Genomic DNA, 18,401 nt, shown 5'->3' with positions numbered 1-18,401 from the left:
GACGAAAAAGCGAGAGCCTGTGAGCACCGACACCGCGGACAGCTACGTCAAGGACGGCGTCCACTACCACCAGTTCGACATCGTCATCGTCGGCGCCGGGGGCGCCGGCATGCGTGCGGCGATCGAGGCGGGTCCCGGCGCGAAGACCGCCGTGATCTCGAAGCTCTACCCGACGCGCTCGCACACCGGCGCGGCGCAGGGCGGTATGGCCGCGGCGCTCGCGAACGTCGAAGAGGACTCGTGGGAGTGGCACACCTTCGACACCGTCAAGGGCGGTGACTACCTCGTCGACCAGGATGCTGCGGAGATCCTCGCGAAAGAGGCCATCGACGCGGTCATCGACCTCGAGAACATGGGCCTGCCCTTCAACCGCACCCCCGAGGGCAAGATCGACCAGCGCCGTTTCGGCGGACACACCGCCGAGCACGGCAAGAACCCGGTGCGCCGCGCCTGCTACGCCGCCGACCGCACCGGTCACATGATCCTGCAGACGCTGTTCCAGAACTGCGTCAAGCTCGGCATCAACTTCTTCAACGAGTTCTACGTGCTCGACCTGCTCACGGTGAAGGACGACGACGGGACGACCAAGGTCTCCGGCGTGGTCGCGTACGAGCTCGCCACGGGCGACCTGCACGTGTTCCAGTCCAAGGCGGTCGTGTTCGCCACCGGCGGCTTCGGAAAGATCTTCAAGACCACCTCCAACGCGCACACCCTCACCGGAGACGGCGTCGGCATCGTGTGGCGCAAGGGTCTGCCGCTGGAGGACATGGAGTTCTTCCAGTTCCACCCGACCGGACTCGCCGGACTGGGCATCCTCCTCACCGAAGGCGCGCGAGGAGAGGGTGCGATCCTCCGCAACGCCTCGGGCGAGCGCTTCATGGAGCGGTACGCCCCCACCATCAAGGACCTCGCCCCGCGCGACATCGTCGCACGGTGCATGGTCCAGGAGGTCGCGGAGGGCCGCGGCGCGGGCCCGCACAAGGACTACGTGCTGCTGGACTGCACGCACCTGGGCGCCGAGGTGCTGGAGACCAAACTCCCCGACATCACCGAGTTCGCCCGCACCTACCTCGGCGTCGACCCCGTCGTCGAGCCGGTGCCGGTGATGCCGACCGCCCACTACGCCATGGGCGGCATCCCCACCAACGTCAAGGCCGAAGTCCTCAGCGACAACGACACCGTCGTGCCGGGCCTGTACGCCGCCGGGGAGTGCGCGTGCGTGTCGGTGCATGGATCGAACCGCCTCGGCACCAACTCGCTCCTGGACATCAACGTCTTCGGCAAGCGCGCCGGCCGCAACGCGGTCGAGTACGTCAAGGACGCCGAATTCGTCCCGCTCCCCGACGACCCCGCCGGCGCCGTCCGCGACATGATCGAGGGCGTCCGGTCCGGCCAGGGAACGGAGCGCATCGCGGTGCTGCGCAAGACGCTGCAGGACGAGATGGACAAGAAGGCGCAGGTCTTCCGCACCGACGAGTCGCTCGGCGAGATGCTCGAGACGATCGAGGAGCTCCGCGAGCGCTTCAAGAACATCCACGTCGACGACAAGGGCAAGCGGTTCAACACCGACCTGCTCGAGGCCGTCGAGCTCGGGTTCCTCCTCGACATCGCCGAGGTCGTCGTCGTCGCCGCCCGCAACCGCAAGGAGAGCCGCGGTGGGCACATGCGCGACGACTTCCCCAAGCGCGACGACGAGAACTACATGCAGCACACGATGTCCTACCTCACCGGCGACCCCCACTCCTCGCACGCCGACGACCACATCACGCTGGGATGGAAGCCCGTCGTGATCACCCGCTACCAGCCGATGGAGAGGAAGTACTGATGTCCACCGCTCTGGTCGAGCCCGACGCGATCGCCGACACCGAGGCGAACGATGACACCGGCATCCAGTCGTTCCTCGTCACCTTCATCATCCGTCGCTTCGACCCCGAGGTCGACGCGGAGCCGCGCTGGGTGGACTACGACGTCGAACTGTTCTCCACCGATCGTGTGCTGGATGCCCTGCACAAGATCAAGTGGGAGGTCGACGGGTCGCTGACCTTCCGGCGCTCGTGCGCCCACGGCATCTGCGGCTCGGATGCGATGCGCATCAACGGCCGCAACCGCCTGGCCTGCAAGACCCTCATCAAGGACCTCGACATCTCGCAGCCGATCTACGTCGAGGCCATCAAGGGCCTGCCGCTGGAGAAGGACCTCGTCGTCGACATGGAGCCCTTCTTCGCGTCGTACCGCGAGGTGCAGCCGTTCCTCATCTCCGGCTCGGCACCCGAGCCCGGCAAGGAGCGCGTCCAGTCCATCAAGGACCGCGCGATCTTCGACGACACCACCAAGTGCATCCTGTGCGCCGCGTGCACGTCGTCGTGCCCGGTGTTCTGGACCGACGGTCAGTACTTCGGGCCCGCGGCGATCGTGAACGCGCACCGCTTCATCTTCGACTCCCGCGACGACGCCGGCGACGTCCGTCTCGACATCCTCAACGACAAGGAGGGCGTGTGGCGCTGCCGCACCACCTTCAACTGCACCGAGGCGTGCCCGCGCGGCATCGAGGTCACCAAGGCGATCGCCGAGGTCAAGCAGGCGGTTCTGCGCGGCGGCGCGTGAGCGTCATCCGATCGACGTCATAGTCTGAAGGCGTGAGACGCGCGCGACACGGTCATCCCGAGACCCCGGTCTCCGATGAACCGCGCGATCTGACCGTCGCCGAGGCGACCCACCAGGAGCAGACCCTCCGCGCCCGGTGGGAGTCGACCCAGGAGGCTCTGCGCGAAAGGTTCGAGCAGCCGATCGATCGCGCCACGACGCTGACGCGCAAGACGCTCGCGTGGTTCCCCGTGCGCGTGTGGCGGCACTTCCTGCAGCACAACGGCTTCCTGCTGGCCGCCGGTGTCAGTTATCAGGCGCTGTTCGCCATCTTCGCCACCATCTACGTCGCCTTCGCGGTCGCAGGCCTCTGGCTCGGCGGCAGCCCCGAGGCCATCCAGGCCCTGATCACCGCGATCAACAGCTACATCCCCGGCCTCATCAGCGACGACGGCGAGGGGCTGTTCACGACGCAGCAGGTCACCGAGATCGCCACCAGCAGCACCGGAGTGCTCGGGGTCACCGGTATCGTCGCCCTCGTCACCCTGATCTGGACGGCGATCGGCTTCATCACCTTCGCGCGACGCGCGGTCCGCGACATCTTCGGGATCCCGCCGGATCGGCGCAGCTATGTCCTCCTCAAGGCGCGCGACCTCCTCGCCTCGGCGATCTTCGGCGCCGCCCTCTTGGTCGGCTCCGGGCTGGGGTTCGTCGGCACGTGGGCGTTGGGTCTGCTGTTCGACCTCCTCGGCTGGCCCACCACCTCCACGATCTACAACGCCCTCGGCCGCGCGGCGGCCCTGCTGGTGTCGTTCCTGCTGTACTCGGCGGCCCTTGCATCGCTGGTCAAGTTCCTCACCGGCACGTCGCTGCGGTGGCGGCAGATCGTGCCGGGAGCGGTGCTCGGCGGTGCCGCGATCACGGTGCTGCAGATCGGAGCCGGATGGCTGCTGATCTACACGCCGTCCAACCCGCTGCTGGCCACCTTCGCGATCTTCGTCGGCCTGCTGCTGTGGTTCCGCATCATCGGGGTGATCATCCTCGTCGCCTCGTCATGGATGGCGGTGGCGACGATGGACGAGAACCTCCCGATCCTGCAGCGCACCGAGGAGGAGCGACTCGCCGCGGAGCACGCGGCGCTGCTGACGGCGGCGCGGGTGCGGGTGCGCAGCGCGCGGGCCGCGGCCGACACAGCACCGTGGTATCGCCGGCTCGCCGCCCGCCGCACGCTCGCCGAGGCCGAGAAGGAGCTCGCCGACGTCGAACACGCCGCGCCCGCGCCGGTGAAGCAGGGCTCCCTCTTCGAGTAGCCCCTGTCGGCCGGGGTGTCGGAGGGCGCGGTTAGGCTGGCGGGCGTGCCAGAAGCTCTTCGCATCGTGTCCGTGAACGTCAACGGCATCCGAGCCGCCGTCCGGAAGGGCATGCTCGAGTGGCTCGATGCCGCGGAGCCCGACGTGCTCGCCCTGCAGGAGGTGCGCGCAGATGCGCAGCAGCTCCGGGCCGCGCTCCCGGGATGGGAGATCGTCTCGGACGAAGCCACCGCCAAGGGTCGCGCCGGGGTGGCCATCGCCACACGCGCCCCCGTCGACGCGGTACGCACCCAGATGGGCGAGCCCGAGTTCGACTCGGCCGGGCGCTGGATCGAGGCGGACCTCGACGTCGCCGGAGAGCGCATCACCGTCGTCAGCGCGTACGTCCACACGGGTGAGGCCGACACTCCCCGCCAGGATGAGAAGTGGTCGTTCCTCGACGCGATGGACCAGCGGCTCCCCGCACTGCGTGCGCACTCACCACTCGCCCTGGTGATGGGAGATCTCAACGTCGGTCACCGAGAGCTCGACATCAAGAACTGGCGGGGCAACCGCAAGAAGAGCGGCTTCCTCCCGCGCGAACGCGCCTACTTCGACCGTTGGCTGGGCGACGAGGGGGCCGAGATCGAGTCTGTGGACGGCACCCGCGGAACCGGCCTCGGCTGGGTCGACGTCGGTCGCCGCCACCACGGCGACGTGGAGGGGCCCTACACCTGGTGGTCGATGCGCGGCCGCGCGTTCGACAACGACACCGGGTGGCGCATCGACTACCACCTGGCCACACCCGAGCTCGCGGAACGAGCCGTCGACTACCGCGTCGACCGTGCGCCTTCGTGGGACGCCCGATGGAGCGACCACGCGCCCGTGATCGTGGACTACCGCCTCGGAGCCTGACCCGTCTCGCGCGATAACCATGGCGTCACGGCTGCCTATGAACGCCGGGACCTCCCGCACGCATCTCGATAGGGTGGGGCCGTCCACAAGCACTGGGAGGCATGGATGGGCCATCGACGTGCGTACGCGCGCCTCACCTTCGCGATGGCGGCGGCCATCGCCGTCGCGCTCACCGGTTGCGCGGCGATCACCGAGTCATCGGATGCCGATGGCGGCATCCACGGCTCGGTCGATCCCGTGACCGCCGGCGCCCCCACGGCCGGCTGGGAGGTGCGGGCTTGGGCCATCGGCGCGGGCGCGCCCCTCGAACTCGGCACGACCATGACCGATGACGAGGGCGACTTCCATCTCGATGCCGTCGCTGTGCCCGAAGACCGCCTCCTTCTGCTCGAAGCCGCCCTCGACGGCGCCGAGCGCGCCGATCTCGTCACGGTCAGCGCATCCCCCGAGACCACCGATATGACGGTGAACGAGCGCACGACGGTGGCGGCCTCCTATGGTCTCGCGCAGTTCTTCGGACGCGAACTGCCCTCCGGAGAAAACCCGGGCCTGACGAACGCCGCGGCGATGGCGGCGAACCTCGCCGACCCGGCCACCGGCGCGTACGGAGACGTCCTCCTGACCTCCCCGAACGCCTACGAGACCCAGACCCTCCCGACCTTCACGTCGCTGACCAACGTGGTCGGCGCGTGCCTCGTCGACCGCGAGGTCTGCCGAGACATCCTCGAGACGGCCGGGGCGGGCGACACCGCGTCGCTTCCCTCCGCCCTCGCCGCGATCGCGCGGGACCCTTCCGCCCACGCCGATGACCTGTTCGAGCTGTCGCAGCTGGGGCAAGGCGATCGTCCGGGTCTGGATGCGGCGCCGGCAGCCTGGACCCTCGCGCTGCGGTTCGACGGCGACGGCACCGACCTCGCCGGACCGGGCAATTTCGCGATCGATCCTGACGGCAACATCTGGATCAACAACAACTACGAGTACAACGCCGACCCGCAGACCCCCGTGTGCGGGTCGGACCAGATGTTCGCCTTCTCGCCGACCGGCGAGCTCCTGGCGACGTATGAGGGCGGCGGACTGTCCGGCTCCGGCTACGGCATCGACTTCACCAGCGCGGGCCTGCTGTGGTTCAGCAACTTCGGGTTCGCCGCTGCCGCCCCCGGGTGCCCGGAAGACCAGCAGCCACCGCACAACAGCATGTCGCTGTTCACCTACGACGGCGAACCGCTTTCCCCGGACACCGGCTTCACCGGCGGCGACCTCAGCTGGCCGCAAGGAATCGAGGTCTCGGCGAACGACGACGTGTGGATCGCCAGCTGCGGCAACGACACCGTCTCGCTCTACCCCGGCGGCGACCCCGAGCAGGCCGTGAACTTCGCCGACCTCGGTCTCGAACAGCCCTTCGACGTCGTTGACAACGGGGAGCACATCTACGTCACGGGCATCGCGAACAACACCGTCGCCGTGCTCGGGCGTGACGGAACGCCGGTCGACGGCTCGCCCGTCACCGACCCGGGCCTGCAGAACCCGATGGGGCTGACGGTCGATCCGCGCGGAAACGTCTGGGTCGCCAATTCCGGGACGACCACCCTCCCCTGCCCCGATCGTCCGGCTGACGCCGAGGGGACGCCCTCCGTTTCGCTGATGAGCAGCGACGGCGCGTCGGTGGCCGCGACGTACAGCGGTGGCGGAGTGACCCGCCCGTGGGGGATCGCCACAGACGGTGACGGCAACGTGTGGGTCGCGAACTTCGCCGACCAGCGGCTGTCGGCCTTCTGCGGGGCGGATCCGACCACGTGCCCCCGCGGCCTCGACACCGGCGACGCCATCTCCCCCGATGACACCGGCTACGCCTTCGACGGCTTCACGCGCAACACCGGCGTCGCCGTCGACCCGTCCGGGAACGTGTGGGTGGCCAACAACTGGGAGAACGTCCCGGTCCAGACCAACCCGGGCGCGCATCAGATCGTCGCGTTCGTCGGCGCGGCGGCACCGCTGCCGGTCGAGCCGTTCACCACCGCGGGATGAGCTCAGCCGGAAAAGGGTCGCGCGCGGGCACGCCTAGGATTGCAGGGTGAACAAACCGCGCCTGTACTCCGGAATGCAGCCCTCGGCCGACTCGCTTCAGGTCGGCAACTACATCGGCGCGCTCATGCAGTGGCGCGATCTCCAGGAGTCCTACCAGGCGTTCTTCTCCGTCGTCGATCTGCACGCCCTCACGCAGCCGAACGATCCCGCGGAGCTCCGCGCGAAGACGCGGCGCACTGCGGCGCAGTACATCGCTGCGGGCATCGAACCATCCAAGTCCACCCTGTACGTGCAGTCGCACGTGAGCGCGCATGCCGAGCTCGCCTGGGTGCTGTCGACGGTCACCGGCTTCGGTGAAGCCGGTCGCATGACCCAGTTCAAAGACAAGTCGTCGCGATACGGCACCGATGCGACCTCCGTGGGCCTGTTCACCTACCCGGTGCTGATGGCAGCCGACATCCTGCTCTACCAGACCGATATCGTGCCGGTCGGCGACGACCAGAAGCAGCACGTCGAGCTGACGCGCGACCTGGCGGAGCGCTTCAACGCGCGCTACGGCAAGACCTTCCAGGTGCCCATGCCGGTGATCCAGCAGGACACCGCCCGCATCTACGACCTCCAGAACCCGACGTCGAAGATGTCGAAGTCCGCCGAGTCCGACGCGGGCGTGCTGTGGCTGCTCGATGACCCGTCGAAGTCCGCCAAGAAGATCATGCGGGCCGTCACCGACTCCGAGGGTGCGGTGCGGTACGACCGCGAGAACAAGCCCGGTGTCTCCAACCTCCTGGTCATCTACGCGGCCCTCACCGGCCGTCAGATCCCGGCCATCGAAGACGAGTACGCCGGCCGCGGCTACGGTGACTTCAAGAAGGGGCTGGCCGAGGTCGTCGTGACGGAATTCGGACCGGTCCGCGAACGCGCCCTCGCTCTGCTGGACGACCCGGCCGAACTCGACCGCGTGCTCGCCGCGAACGCCGCGAAGGCCGAAGAGGTGGCCGATCGCACGCTGGGAGACGTCTACGACAAGATCGGCCTCCTCCGCCGCGTCTGACCGGCCCTCGCCCGCCCGAGCTACGCGCACCAACTCAGGCTGTGCGAGCGGGCACGCCCGGGAGCGGCGCGCAACGGCGCGGTGACTGCTGCCCCAGGGCGGCTCGCAGCCTGAGTTCGTGCCGTCGCCGCCCGCTCAACGGCCGCGGTGGGCTCCGAGGAGACCGCGAAGGCCGGCAGCGACCTCCTGAGGCTGGTACAGGATCTGCGCGGCGGTGACGCGCCAGGTCGCGTAGCCGCGCTGCGCGAGTGCGAGGTCGCGACGTCGGTCCTTCAGCTGCTGACGCCACGAGGAGTGGAATTCCTCGCTGTCGCACTCGATCACGAGCCAGCCGTCCACGAGGATGTCGACCCGACCGACGCCGTCGATGACGACCTGCAGGTCGTAGGTCGCGCCGGCGGCTCGAACCATCAGCCGCATCAACGTCTCCGTGCCCGACTCGGCCCGGTGATCGAGCAGCGCACGCACGATGCGGTACTTCGACGGCAGCGAGGCGAAGATCTCCGCGATCTCCGCCTCGCCGACCAGTCCTCGATGCAGCGCGCTGTCCAAGGTGGCGACCGCATGGCGCGCCGGCTGGCAGCGCACCGCGTGCGCGAGCGCATCGACCACGTGCACGCATGGGTCGTCCGCGCCGAGGGTCCGCAGCAGCGGCACCCAGTGGAGGACGACCTCGCGCGTATCCCGGCCGGCCAGAGGAGTGGCGCGATCGAGGGGGGACCGCATTCGACTGGCATTCGCAGACATCTGCACGTGGAGTCCCCCACGGGTGAAGACGAACACCTGCAGCAGACGGAGGAGGGCGAGGCAGGTCAGTCTCCCACCGACACGCACCGCGCGGATCAGGTCGGCCGGCGCGGTCGAGGCGAGGTAGCGATCTCTTCGGGCGCGGACGAGCCACCCCTGGTCCACCGCCCTCTCTATGCCCTGACGACTCATCCCCTCCGCTCGCAGCTCGCCACGGGTCCGTATCCGCCATTCCGATTCCACTGCGGCATCCTGCTGCCGGAGCGAGACCGCCACGCACCGCCGCCCGCCGGCTGTGGATGGCGGGCGGCGACCCCGCACGTGCGCAGGGGCGCCCGGCATCGCGCGGCGAGGCTCACCTCTTGCACCAACTCAGGCTCAGACCGCTCCTGGCCGCCTGCCGTCGGCTGCTGTCGCCGTTCAGCCTGAGTTCGTGCATGGAGTGACCGGAAGGCGGGATCGGGGGACGTAGGCTGGAATGATGCGTCCGGTCACCCTCACCTCCGACCGATTCGTGATGTCGGTGCCGGTTCCCGGAGACGCCGAGGCCGTCTTCGGCGCCTGCCAGGACCCTGAGATCCAACGCTGGACGACCGTGCCGTCGCCCTACGAGCGGGCGCACGCGGTCGAGTACTGCACCACGGCCGCCGCGCAGTGGCAGTCGGGTGCCGAGCAGCTCTGGGTGATCCGCGACGGCGGCCTCCTGCTCGGGGTGATCGGACTTCACCGGACCTCCGACGACTCCGCGGACCTCGGGTACTGGATCGGCCCGACGGCCCGCGGACGCGGAGTGCTGACGGAGGCGGCGCGGGTGGTCCTCGACTGGGGTTTCGCCGCGGACGGCGGCGCCTATGCGCGCATCGGGTGGCGGGCCGCCGCCGGCAACCGGGCGTCGGCACGCGCAGCCCGCGCCCTCGGCTTCCGCTTCGAAGGCACATCGCGCATGGCGTTTCCCAGCGCCCGCGGGCGTGAAGACGCGTGGTTCGCCGGGCTCCTCCCGGATGACGACCGGGTCCCCCGCGACTGGCCGATGCTCGCGGCGGCTTCGTCGCCGCCCTGAGGATGCGAGCCGGTCGCGGGAGGATCCGGCCCCGGCGTGGGCGACCCGTGCCAGGATGAGGGCATGCCGGAGATGCCGGAGGTCCAGGGACTCGTCGATTACCTCGACGGGCGGATCGCCGGGCTGAGCATCGCGAAGGTCACGGTCGCGAGCATCGCCGCGCTCAAGACCTACGACCCACCGGTGCACACGCTCCACGACGCGGCGATCGCCGGTGTGGCGCGGCGGGGCAAGTTCGTCGACGTGTCCGCGACCGCGCCCGACGGTGCCCCGCTGCACCTCGTCTTCCACCTGGCGAAGGCCGGGTGGCTGCGCTGGTACGACGCCCTTCCCACCACCGTGATCCGTCCGGGCAAGTCACCGATCGCCGTGCGCGTCGCACTGTCGGACGGCTCCGGGTTCGACCTCACGGAAGCGGGCACCAAGAAATCGCTGTCGGTGTCGGTGGTCAGGAGTCCGGATGACGTGCCGGGGATCGCCCGGCTGGGTCCGGATCCGCTGGATCCCACCTTCACCATCGACGCGCTCGCCTCCGTTCTCGCGGGGCGTCGAACCCAGATCAAGGGCGTGCTGCGCGATCAGAGCCTCATCGCCGGTATCGGCAACGCCTATTCCGACGAGATCCTGCACGCGGCGCGGATGTCACCGTACGCGCTCGCGTCGACGCTGGACGCCGAGACCGTCTCGCACCTGTACGACGCGATGCAGACCACCCTCGCCGAGGCGATCACGGCGGCATCGGGCAAGCCTCCGGCCGACCTCAAGGACGCCAAGCGACGCGGGATGAAGGTCCACGCCCGCCGCGGCGAGGCGTGCCCGGTGTGCGGCGACGAGGTACGCAGCGTCTTCTTCGCCGACAACTCCCTGGAGTACTGTGCGACGTGCCAGACGGGCGGCAAGGTCCTCGCCGACCGGCGCATGTCGCGCCTGCTCAAATGACGTTCAGTCGTCGGCGGTGCCCATGAGGACCCGGGCGTCGTCGTCGACCCAGTCGAGGGACTTCGACACCGCCTTCCGCCACAGCCGCCGGCGACGGGAACGCTCGTCTTCCGCCATGGTGGGCTCGAAGCGGCGATCTTCCTGCCAGTGCGCGCGCAGTTCGTCGTGGTCGGCCCACACCCCGGTCGCCAGGCCCGCGGCGTAGGCCGCCCCGAGGGCGGTGGTCTCGACGACCTTCGGACGGACGACCGGGATGCCGAGGATGTCGGCTTGGAACTGCATGAGCAGGTCGTTCTTGGTCATGCCGCCGTCGACGCGGATCTCCTCGAGCCGGTGGCCGGTGTCGGCCTCGACGGCTTCGATCACGTCCCACGACTGGAACGCCGTGGACTCGAGGGCGGCCCGCGCGATGTGATGGCGGTTGACGTAGCGGGTGAGGCCCACGATCGCCCCGCGCGCGTCGGGTCGCCAGTGCGGGGCGAACAGGCCGCTGAAGGCCGGGACGAAGTAGGCGCCGCCGGCGTCGTCGACGCCTCCGGCGAGGTCCTCGACCTCGTCGGAGGAGCGGATGATCCCGAGGTTGTCGCGAAGCCACTGCACGAGCGACCCGGTGACGGCGATCGACCCCTCCAGCGCGTAGCGCGCGGGTTCGTCGCCGATCCGGTATGCCACGGTGGTGATCAGCCCGTTGCCCGAACGGACGATCTCGGTGCCGGTTCCCACGAGGAGGAAGTTGCCCGTGCCATAGGTGTTCTTCGACTCCCCCGGCTCGAAGGCGGCCTGGCCGAACGTCGCCGCCTGCTGATCGCCGAGGATTCCCGCGATCGGAATGCCGGCCGCCGTGGCGGGTTCCACCACCTCGCCGACGACAGCGGAAGACGGGCGGATGTCGGGAAGCATCGAGCGGGGGATGTCCCACACCCGCAGCATCTCGTCGGACCAGTCCAGGGTCTCGAGGTCCATCAGCAGCGTGCGGCTGGCGTTGGTGACATCGGTGATGTGCTCGCGCCCGCCGGTGAGCTTCCAGATCACCCACGAGTCGGGCGTGCCGAACAGCAGGTCGCCGGCCTCGGCGGCCGCGCGGGCGCCCTCGACGTTGTCGAGCATCCAGGCGACCTTGGAGGCGGAGAAGTAGGTGGCCAACGGAAGGCCCGTCGTCCCGGCGAAGCGGTCCACGCCGCCGTCGGCGGCGAAACGATCGATGCGCGGTTGCGTACGGGTGTCCTGCCACACGATCGCATTGCCGATCGGGCGTCCGGTGTGACGGTCCCACACCACCGCGGTCTCGCGCTGGTTGGTCACGCCGATCCCGGCGATGTCGCCCGCGGAGAGCCCGGACTGCTCCAGCACCGTTTCGAGGACCCACGACGTATTGGTCCAGATCTCGTCGGGGTCGTGCTCGACCCACCCCGCTTTGGGGAAGATCTGCTCGTGCTCGCGCTGCGCGCTCGTGACGATGGACCCGCGGGCATCGAACACGATCGCCCGGGTCGAGGTGGTCCCCTGATCGATCGCGATCACGTGTTCGGCCACGTCGCCTCTTTCTTCTCGGATGGGATGCGGGGCACCCGTGGGCCGGGTGCCCCGCATCGGGTCATACGACGTACGTCAGCGTATTCGACGCGGAGATCATGGCAACGGCCGCCGCCATGATCAGCCCGCCGATGTACGGGTTGGACGTCTCTCGGTAGATCTTCCGCGACACGATCGCCGCGACCGGGAGGATCACCAGTACCGGGAACAGCCAGATGCTGAAGATGCCTCCGAAGCCCGGGATGAGGTGACCGCTCGACGCGAAGGTCACGTACTGCGCGACGACCAGCACGAGCGGGCCAAGCGCATTGAAGAACGCCAGCAGGGCGGTGTTGATCCACTCACGACCACCGATGGTCACACGGTTGAAGACGTTGACGGCGACGGAGTTCGCGACGAAGTAGATCACGAACAGCGGCAGGACGATCAGCGCGAGGCCGATCTTGTCGGGGGTGAACGCCCGCACCGCGAGGACCCACAGGCGGAAGTCGGTCTGGAAGAAGTAGTCCACGACGAACACGAGTCCGAACGCCGCGACCACGGTCAGCAGCGCGACGGCGACGCCGGCGCCGAACGGTCGCCATCCCTGCCAGAGACCGCGGACGGCGAGGTCGGCATTCCTGCCACGCAGGGTGAACCACCACGCGGCCACGAGCACCACGAGGGTGAACACGCCGTTGACCGCCGCCCAGAAGCCGATGAAGTACGGCGGACTCTGCGGGATGAACGGCGGCACCAGGCCGGTGAAGGCCTGCTGGCTCAACCACACATACGTGACGGCGCTGACGACGGCGGACACCGCCAGGCCGCCCCAGAACCACAGCTTCGCTGCGCGTCCGGCCAGAGGTTGCGCGTCAGGGGCGGGGAGGCGGGCCGCTGCGAACATCTTCGTCGTCACCAGAGCACGGGCGAACGCCACGAGGAAGATTCCGAATCCGATCAGTCCGAGGGTGTTGAAGAAGACCTTCCACTGCCACACCTGATCGGCGGCGTCGATCGGATTCGGCGACTCGAACACGGTGTCGAAGAATTCCACCAGGTCGCCTGCCGCCGTCGCGGAGGTGTGGGACCACGGGTGGGTCTGGTCCAGGCTGTAGATCACGCGGGAGCTGTCGGTGCCGTCGATGGTCTCGTCGTAGTAGACCCCGGCCTCGCGCTCGTCGGTGAACGACGATGGTTCGGCTCCGAAGTGCAGGAAGGACTGCGCGTTATCGGTCGTGACGTAGTCCCGAGGGGCGGTGAGCACGACGCCGTTCTCGTCGTAGGTGCGGAAGAAGAACTCGTCGTACTTCGCCTGGATGAGACCCGTGTCGCGGGCGCCGTAGACGTTGACCCACTCCCCCGTCTCGGGATTCTGGTAGATCGGGTCGTTGTCGACCAACAGGACGGCGGCGATGAGCGTTTCGGCGGCTTCGTTGTCCTCGAGCACGGAGAAATTCGCGGCACGGGCGCCGTTGGAGTGACCTGTCACGCCGATCTTCTGAGGATCGACGTATGGCAGGTCATGCATGAGCTTGACGGCGTCGTACATGCCGGTCCCGGCCACGGCCTCCTCGCCGGGGACGAGCCAGTCGCTGTCGCCGTGACCGTACATGTCGATCGACATGACCACGAATCCGCGCCGCGCAAGCTCGACGTAGTTCAGGTCCTGCATCTCACGGTTGTTGAACCAGCCGTGGCTGGCGACGACACCCGGGGCGGGGTTGTCGGCGGTGGCACTCTCAGGGACGTAGAGCAGTGCGCTCATCGTCTTCCCGGTGGGCGTCTCCCAGCGCAAGTCCTCGATCTCGACGCTTCCGGCGTCGGTCTGGACGAGCGAAGCCCCGACGCCGGACACGGCGACGAGGATCAGGGAGAGCACCAGCCAGAAGGCATTCCGGCGGTACAGCTGCGGTTTCACGTGGACACTCCTTCGTGAGTCGGGTGGAGTCGCAGGATCGATCACGTCACCGTGAGATCCTGCGACTCCGGAACCCTAGCCAGCGGGTGAACACCGTCGCAACCGCCGTGCACATATGTGCATTCTCACGCCGGAATGTTCGCGTCGGCCGCTGCCTGCCATCCGTGGAGGGCGGCCAGCTGGTCCATCGTGCGCGCGATCTCGGAGCCGACGCGGGCCTGATCCCATTCCAGGACCGGCGCGACGGCCTCGGCGACCTCGGCGAAGATCTCACGGGACAGCCGCCCCGTGAACGCGAGATCCGAGCGCCGCTGAAGCAGGTCGGCGAGGCGCTCGACGTCCTCGGTGAGCGCGAGGAATCGCAGTTCTCCCGTCGAGAAGTCCGGGAGGGTCTCGAGTGCGCGGTCGTCGTCATCCTCGACGATCGCGTCGATCACCTCGCGCGCGATCGTGCCGTAGCGCGCAAGGAGGACGGCCGCGCGCTCGCGTCCGACACCGTCGGCGTGGCGCTCCACCCACGCCTGACGCGATCGCTCGTCAGCCGGGTAACCTTTGCCGCCGCCGATCGCGAGGCCTCGCGTGGTCACCGAGCGCTCGCGGCCGAGCTCTTTCAGCGTGTCGTCGGTGAGGTGTTCCGCCGACGCGCGGAAGGTCGTCCACTTGCCTCCGACGAGCGTGATCAGGCGCGGCCCCCCCGCGACCAGCTCGCCATGCTCGACGCGGTAGTCACGAGAGACGAAGCCGGGCGGCAGGTCCTCGTGGCTGGGCAGCGGCCGCACGCCGCTGAAGCGGTAGACGATCTGAGATCGGTCGACGGCGATGTCGGGCAGCACCTGCGCGATGAGGTCGATGAAGTAATCGACCTCGTCTTCCGTGCACACCGCCGGCTCCGTGATGTCGTGCTCGAGGTCGCTCGTGCCCACCAGCACGCGGCCCTTGAGGGGGTGGATGAGCACGATGCGTCCGTCGCTGTTCTCGAAGAACAGCTCGCGCCCGCCGGTCGCGTCCAGCAGCTCGGGGTGGTCCAGGACGATGTGCGAGCCCTTCGTCCCGGCCATGTAGCGGGTCTCTCGCCCCAGTGCGTCGTTGACGAGGTCGGCCCAGGGGCCGGCCGCGTTGATGACGATCTGAGCGGAGAAGGGGATCCGCCGCCCGGTCGGCCCGTCTTCGAGCACCACCTGGTCACCGTCGATGGCAACAGCGGCCGTGTAGTTGACCGCGCGGGCGCGGTCACCCCCGGCTGCGCGCGCATCGCGGACGAGGTCCTGCCCGAGTCGCTCCGGGTCGCGGATCGCGGCGTCCCAGTACGTCGCGGTGTACTTCACGCCCGGACCGAGGTCCGGGAGCGCGCGAAGCGAACGCTTGCGCCCGTGGAACTCGTGCCGGGGAACGCGTCCGCCGTTGCGGGAGAAGGAGTCGTAGATCGTCAGCCCGACCTTGATCAGCAGCGCCCCGCGCTCCTTCGGCTTCCCCGACCGGTGCGTGAGCATGCGCAGCGGGGCATTGAACAGCCCCGAGAAGGCCGAGTGGATCGGGATGGTCGTCTGGAGGGGCTTGACGTGGTGCGGCGCCGTGCCGATGAGATCGTTGCGCTCGCGGACAGCCTCGTGGACGAGGCGGAACTCGCCGTTCTCGAGGTAGCGCACCCCGCCGTGGATCATGTGGGACGACCCGGCCGAGGCGCCGCTGATGAAGTCGTTCTTCTCGACCAGCGCGACATCCACCCCCTGCAACGCGAGGTCGCGGAAGGTGGCGACACCGTTGATGCCACCGCCGATGATCAGAACCTCGGCGTGAGGCCGGGCAGCGAGGTCGGTGCGGAGGGAGGGCGCGTTTCGATCCGTCATGGTCGTCCTTTCGATCCGGTATCCATCATCACACCGCTGCGCGATATTTCAGCGGGTGTGCACACATGTGCAACCATGTCGTCATGGACGATATCGACGACGGGCGCGACGGCGCGTTCCGTGTAGACCGCGCGCACACCGCGGCGCACCTGTACTACGTGCAGAACCGCACCATGGATGCGATCGCCCGGGAACTGCGCACCTCGCGCTCGACGGTCTCCCGGCTGCTCTCCTACGCGCGCGCCCAGGGCATCGTCGACATCAGGATCCGCTCGCCGCACGAGGCCCCTCATACGCTGGAATCGCGCATCGCGGCGCGCTTCGGCGTCACCGCGCACGTGGTGCCGATGCCCGGCGACCTGCCCGAAGCGGAACGTCTGGCGCGCGTGGCCCTCGGTGCTGCGCATGTGATCCACGACCTCGTTCACTCTGAGCTCACCGTCGGCGTCGCATGGGGGTCGACGCTGGCCGCGGTCAGCACACACCTCATTCCGAAACCCGTGCACGACACCACCTTCGTGCAGCTGAACGGCTCGGGGAACACGCATACGACCGGCCTGCTCTACGCCAGCGAGATCCTCAGCCGCTTCGGCGAGGCGTACCGCGGAAGCGTCCAGCAATTCCCGGTCCCGGCGTTCTTCGACGACCCCGAGACCAAGCGCCTGCTGTGGCGCGAGCGCAGCACGCGGCGCATCCTCGAGACGCAGGACAAGATGGGCCTCGTGCTCTTCAGCGTGGGGTCCGCATCGGCACGGGTGCGCAGCCACGTCTACTCCGGCGGATTCCTCGACCCGGCCGATCTCGACACCCTCGCCCGTGACGGGGTGGTCGGCGATGTCGCCACGGTCTTCTACCGCGCCGACGGTTCGAGCGACGGAATCGCCCTGAACGAACGTGCGACCGGACCGGACTTCGACGCGTTCCGCAAGGTCGCGCGCCGTTGCTGCATCGTCGCCGGCGAGTCGAAGCTGACGAGTCTGCGTGGTGCCGTCGCCGCGGGTCTGGTCACGGACCTGGTCATCGACGAGGGAACCGCCCGCACCCTCGCCGAAGCCGACTGACGCCTCCGCGGCACGGATGCGACGCCGGTGCGTCGACAGCGTGCCGCGGAGGCGCCGGGTCATCGTCGGATCACTCCGCGACGGGGATGGACTGCGCCTCGAGGGTGGCGATGGTCGACTCCTGAGCCGACTGGAGCGCCTCCTCGAGAGTGCCCTGTCCGGTGACCGCACGCTGGAAGCCGTCTGAGACGTCCGCGTAGGTCTGCGTCATGGTCGGGCCCCACAGGAAGTCGGGGTTGACCTCGCCCGCCGCCTCGGCGAAGACGTCGTAGATGGCCTGCCCGCCGTAGAACTCCACACCCTCGGCGAGAACGGGCAGCTCCAGGCCCGCTTCGGTGGCGGGGTACAGGTTCGCCCCCTGGTTGAGGGCGGTCAGCGCCTCTTCCGAGGTGTTCAGCCACAGCGCGAACTGCGTCGCCTCGTAGAGGTGCTCGGTGCCCTGGAAGACCGCGGTGGAGGACCCGCCCCAGTTTCCCGCGGCCGCTTCGCCCGCGTTCCACTGCGGGGACGGGGCGACCGACCAGTTCCCGGCGGTGTCCGGGGCGCCGCTGGAGATGGAGTTGGCGCCCCACACGGCCGAGTTCCAGGTCCAGACCTCTCCCGAGTTGTAGGCGTTGTTCCACTCCTCGGTCCAGGCCGGGTAGGTGGCGACGAGGTCGTCGTCGATCATGCCCTGCCAGTACTCGGCGACGGTCTGCGACTGTCCGCCGGCGAGGTCGACGGTCCAGGCGTCGCCCTCGGTGGAGAACCAGTCGCCGCCGGCCTGCCACACGAATCCTGCGAACTGGTTGATGTCGCTCGTGGAGAAGTTGGTGATGTACCCGCCCTGTTCGCGGACCGCCTCGGCGGCGGTGCGGTACTCGTCCCACGTGGTCGGCACGTCGATGCCGGCCTGCTCGAACAGGTCCGAACGGTAGAACAAGGCCATCGGGCCCGAGTCCTGCGGCACGCCGTAGACGCCGTCCGAACCGAGGGTCACCTGGTTCCACGTCCACGGGATGAACTGGGACTCGGCGGCGACGACGTCCTCGCAACCGGAGAGGTCGGCCAGGCCGTCCTGCACCCGGAAGCTGGCCAGGGCGTCGTACTCGATCTGCCCGAGGTCGGGGGCGTTTCCGGCCTCGAGCTGGCTGAAGAAGTTCTGGTACGTGCCGGAGTTGCCGTTCGGGCCGGTCTGCACCTCGACCTGGACGTCGGGATTCGCATCGTTCCACAGCGCCACGACGTCTTCGATCCCCGGGATCCACGAGGTGAATTCGAGCGTGACGGGACCGTCGGCCGGGGTGCAGGCGGCCGCGTCGCCGCCGTCACCCGATCCACCGTCGGAGGTGCAACCTGCCAGCGCCACGGCGCTGAGCAGTACGACGCCGGTGGCGACTGCTCTCTTGGTGTTGTGCATGATGTGCGTGCTTTCTGTGAGGGACGGACTTACTGATGGATGCCGGAGCCGG

General features: G+C 68.7%; 14 protein-coding genes. 9 read left to right on the top strand and 5 right to left on the bottom strand.

Annotated elements, in window-relative coordinates; all coding sequences use genetic code 11:
• The first annotated feature begins 19 nt into the window (after positions 1-19).
• The 6 genes from sdhA (at position 20) to trpS (ending at position 7,863) form a co-directional block, all read left to right on the top strand.
• Positions 20-1,825 (top strand): succinate dehydrogenase flavoprotein subunit, encoded by a 1,806-nt coding sequence (gene sdhA / locus RZO50_RS08330; protein WP_322599250.1) that lies wholly within the window; start codon positions 20-22, stop codon positions 1,823-1,825.
• A complete protein-coding gene (locus tag RZO50_RS08325) occupies positions 1,825-2,604 on the top strand; it encodes a succinate dehydrogenase iron-sulfur subunit (RefSeq protein WP_322599249.1) in 780 nt (259 codons plus the stop codon). Before sdhA ends, RZO50_RS08325 begins: the two co-directional genes overlap by 1 nt.
• A 32-nt stretch (positions 2,605-2,636) precedes the next feature.
• Complete coding sequence (locus RZO50_RS08320; protein ID WP_322599248.1) at positions 2,637-3,893, top strand: YihY/virulence factor BrkB family protein; 1,257 nt, start codon at positions 2,637-2,639, stop codon at positions 3,891-3,893.
• Between the two features lie 45 nt (positions 3,894-3,938).
• Positions 3,939-4,787 (top strand): exodeoxyribonuclease III, encoded by an 849-nt coding sequence (locus tag RZO50_RS08315; protein ID WP_322599247.1) that lies wholly within the window; start codon positions 3,939-3,941, stop codon positions 4,785-4,787.
• Positions 4,788-4,892: 105 nt separating this feature from the next.
• Complete coding sequence (locus tag RZO50_RS08310) at positions 4,893-6,812, top strand: NHL repeat-containing protein (protein ID WP_322599246.1); 1,920 nt, start codon at positions 4,893-4,895, stop codon at positions 6,810-6,812.
• A gap of 46 nt (positions 6,813-6,858) precedes the next feature.
• On the top strand, positions 6,859-7,863 hold the full coding sequence (gene trpS, locus RZO50_RS08305) for a tryptophan--tRNA ligase (RefSeq protein ID WP_322599245.1): 1,005 nt from the start codon (positions 6,859-6,861) through the stop codon (positions 7,861-7,863).
• 135 nt (positions 7,864-7,998) lie between these two features.
• Here the strand turns inward: trpS and RZO50_RS08300 are convergent, their stop codons facing one another.
• On the bottom strand, positions 7,999-8,775 hold the full coding sequence (locus RZO50_RS08300; protein ID WP_322599244.1) for an endonuclease domain-containing protein: 777 nt from the start codon (positions 8,773-8,775) through the stop codon (positions 7,999-8,001).
• A gap of 316 nt (positions 8,776-9,091) precedes the next feature.
• On the opposite strand from RZO50_RS08300, the gene RZO50_RS08295 reads away from it, so the two are divergent.
• Both RZO50_RS08295 and RZO50_RS08290 read left to right on the top strand, forming a co-directional pair.
• Positions 9,092-9,670: a GNAT family N-acetyltransferase gene (locus RZO50_RS08295; protein ID WP_322599243.1), complete on the top strand. Its 579-nt coding sequence runs from the start codon at positions 9,092-9,094 to the stop codon at positions 9,668-9,670.
• Positions 9,671-9,733: 63 nt separating this feature from the next.
• On the top strand, positions 9,734-10,609 hold the full coding sequence (locus tag RZO50_RS08290; protein WP_322599242.1) for an Fpg/Nei family DNA glycosylase: 876 nt from the start codon (positions 9,734-9,736) through the stop codon (positions 10,607-10,609).
• 3 nt (positions 10,610-10,612) lie between these two features.
• Here RZO50_RS08290 and glpK read toward each other — a convergent pair whose 3' ends face one another.
• From glpK to RZO50_RS08275, 3 genes are all read right to left on the bottom strand, one after another.
• Entirely contained in the window at positions 10,613-12,142 is a 1,530-nt protein-coding gene (gene glpK / locus RZO50_RS08285) for a glycerol kinase GlpK (RefSeq protein WP_322599241.1), read from the bottom strand.
• A gap of 61 nt (positions 12,143-12,203) precedes the next feature.
• On the bottom strand, positions 12,204-14,042 hold the full coding sequence (locus RZO50_RS08280; protein WP_322599240.1) for a dienelactone hydrolase family protein: 1,839 nt from the start codon (positions 14,040-14,042) through the stop codon (positions 12,204-12,206).
• 125 nt (positions 14,043-14,167) lie between these two features.
• On the bottom strand, positions 14,168-15,889 hold the full coding sequence (locus tag RZO50_RS08275) for a glycerol-3-phosphate dehydrogenase/oxidase (protein WP_322599239.1): 1,722 nt from the start codon (positions 15,887-15,889) through the stop codon (positions 14,168-14,170).
• An 83-nt stretch (positions 15,890-15,972) separates the two neighbouring features.
• Here RZO50_RS08275 and RZO50_RS08270 point away from each other — a divergent pair, with 83 nt between their 5' ends.
• Positions 15,973-16,950 carry a sugar-binding transcriptional regulator gene (locus RZO50_RS08270; protein WP_322599238.1) on the top strand — a complete coding sequence of 326 codons (978 nt, stop codon included), beginning with the start codon at positions 15,973-15,975 and terminating at the stop codon, positions 16,948-16,950.
• A gap of 70 nt (positions 16,951-17,020) precedes the next feature.
• Here RZO50_RS08270 and RZO50_RS08265 read toward each other — a convergent pair whose 3' ends face one another.
• Positions 17,021-18,349, bottom strand: a complete 1,329-nt coding sequence (locus RZO50_RS08265; protein ID WP_322599237.1) for an ABC transporter substrate-binding protein — start codon at positions 18,347-18,349, stop codon at positions 17,021-17,023.
• Positions 18,350-18,401: the final 52 nt, after the last annotated feature.

The sequence above is a fragment of the Microbacterium xanthum genome, assembly GCF_034531355.1.
Classification (GTDB): domain Bacteria; phylum Actinomycetota; class Actinomycetes; order Actinomycetales; family Microbacteriaceae; genus Microbacterium; species Microbacterium xanthum.
Note: the sequence above shows the minus strand (reverse complement) of the source record. Positions and strands in the feature narration are given on the sequence as shown.

Excerpts from the sequence above, each read along its gene's own strand:
- RZO50_RS08270 (WP_322599238.1), top strand. The coding sequence starts at position 15,973 with ATGGACGATATCGACGACGGGCGCGACGGCGCGTTCCGTGTAGACCGC.
- RZO50_RS08275 (WP_322599239.1), bottom strand. The coding sequence starts at position 15,889 with ATGACGGATCGAAACGCGCCCTCCCTCCGCACCGACCTCGCTGCCCGG.
- RZO50_RS08265 (WP_322599237.1), bottom strand. The coding sequence starts at position 18,349 with ATGCACAACACCAAGAGAGCAGTCGCCACCGGCGTCGTACTGCTCAGC.
- RZO50_RS08325 (WP_322599249.1), top strand. The coding sequence starts at position 1,825 with ATGTCCACCGCTCTGGTCGAGCCCGACGCGATCGCCGACACCGAGGCG.
- RZO50_RS08310 (WP_322599246.1), top strand. The coding sequence starts at position 4,893 with ATGGGCCATCGACGTGCGTACGCGCGCCTCACCTTCGCGATGGCGGCG.
- RZO50_RS08290 (WP_322599242.1), top strand. The coding sequence starts at position 9,734 with ATGCCGGAGATGCCGGAGGTCCAGGGACTCGTCGATTACCTCGACGGG.
- RZO50_RS08295 (WP_322599243.1), top strand. The coding sequence starts at position 9,092 with ATGCGTCCGGTCACCCTCACCTCCGACCGATTCGTGATGTCGGTGCCG.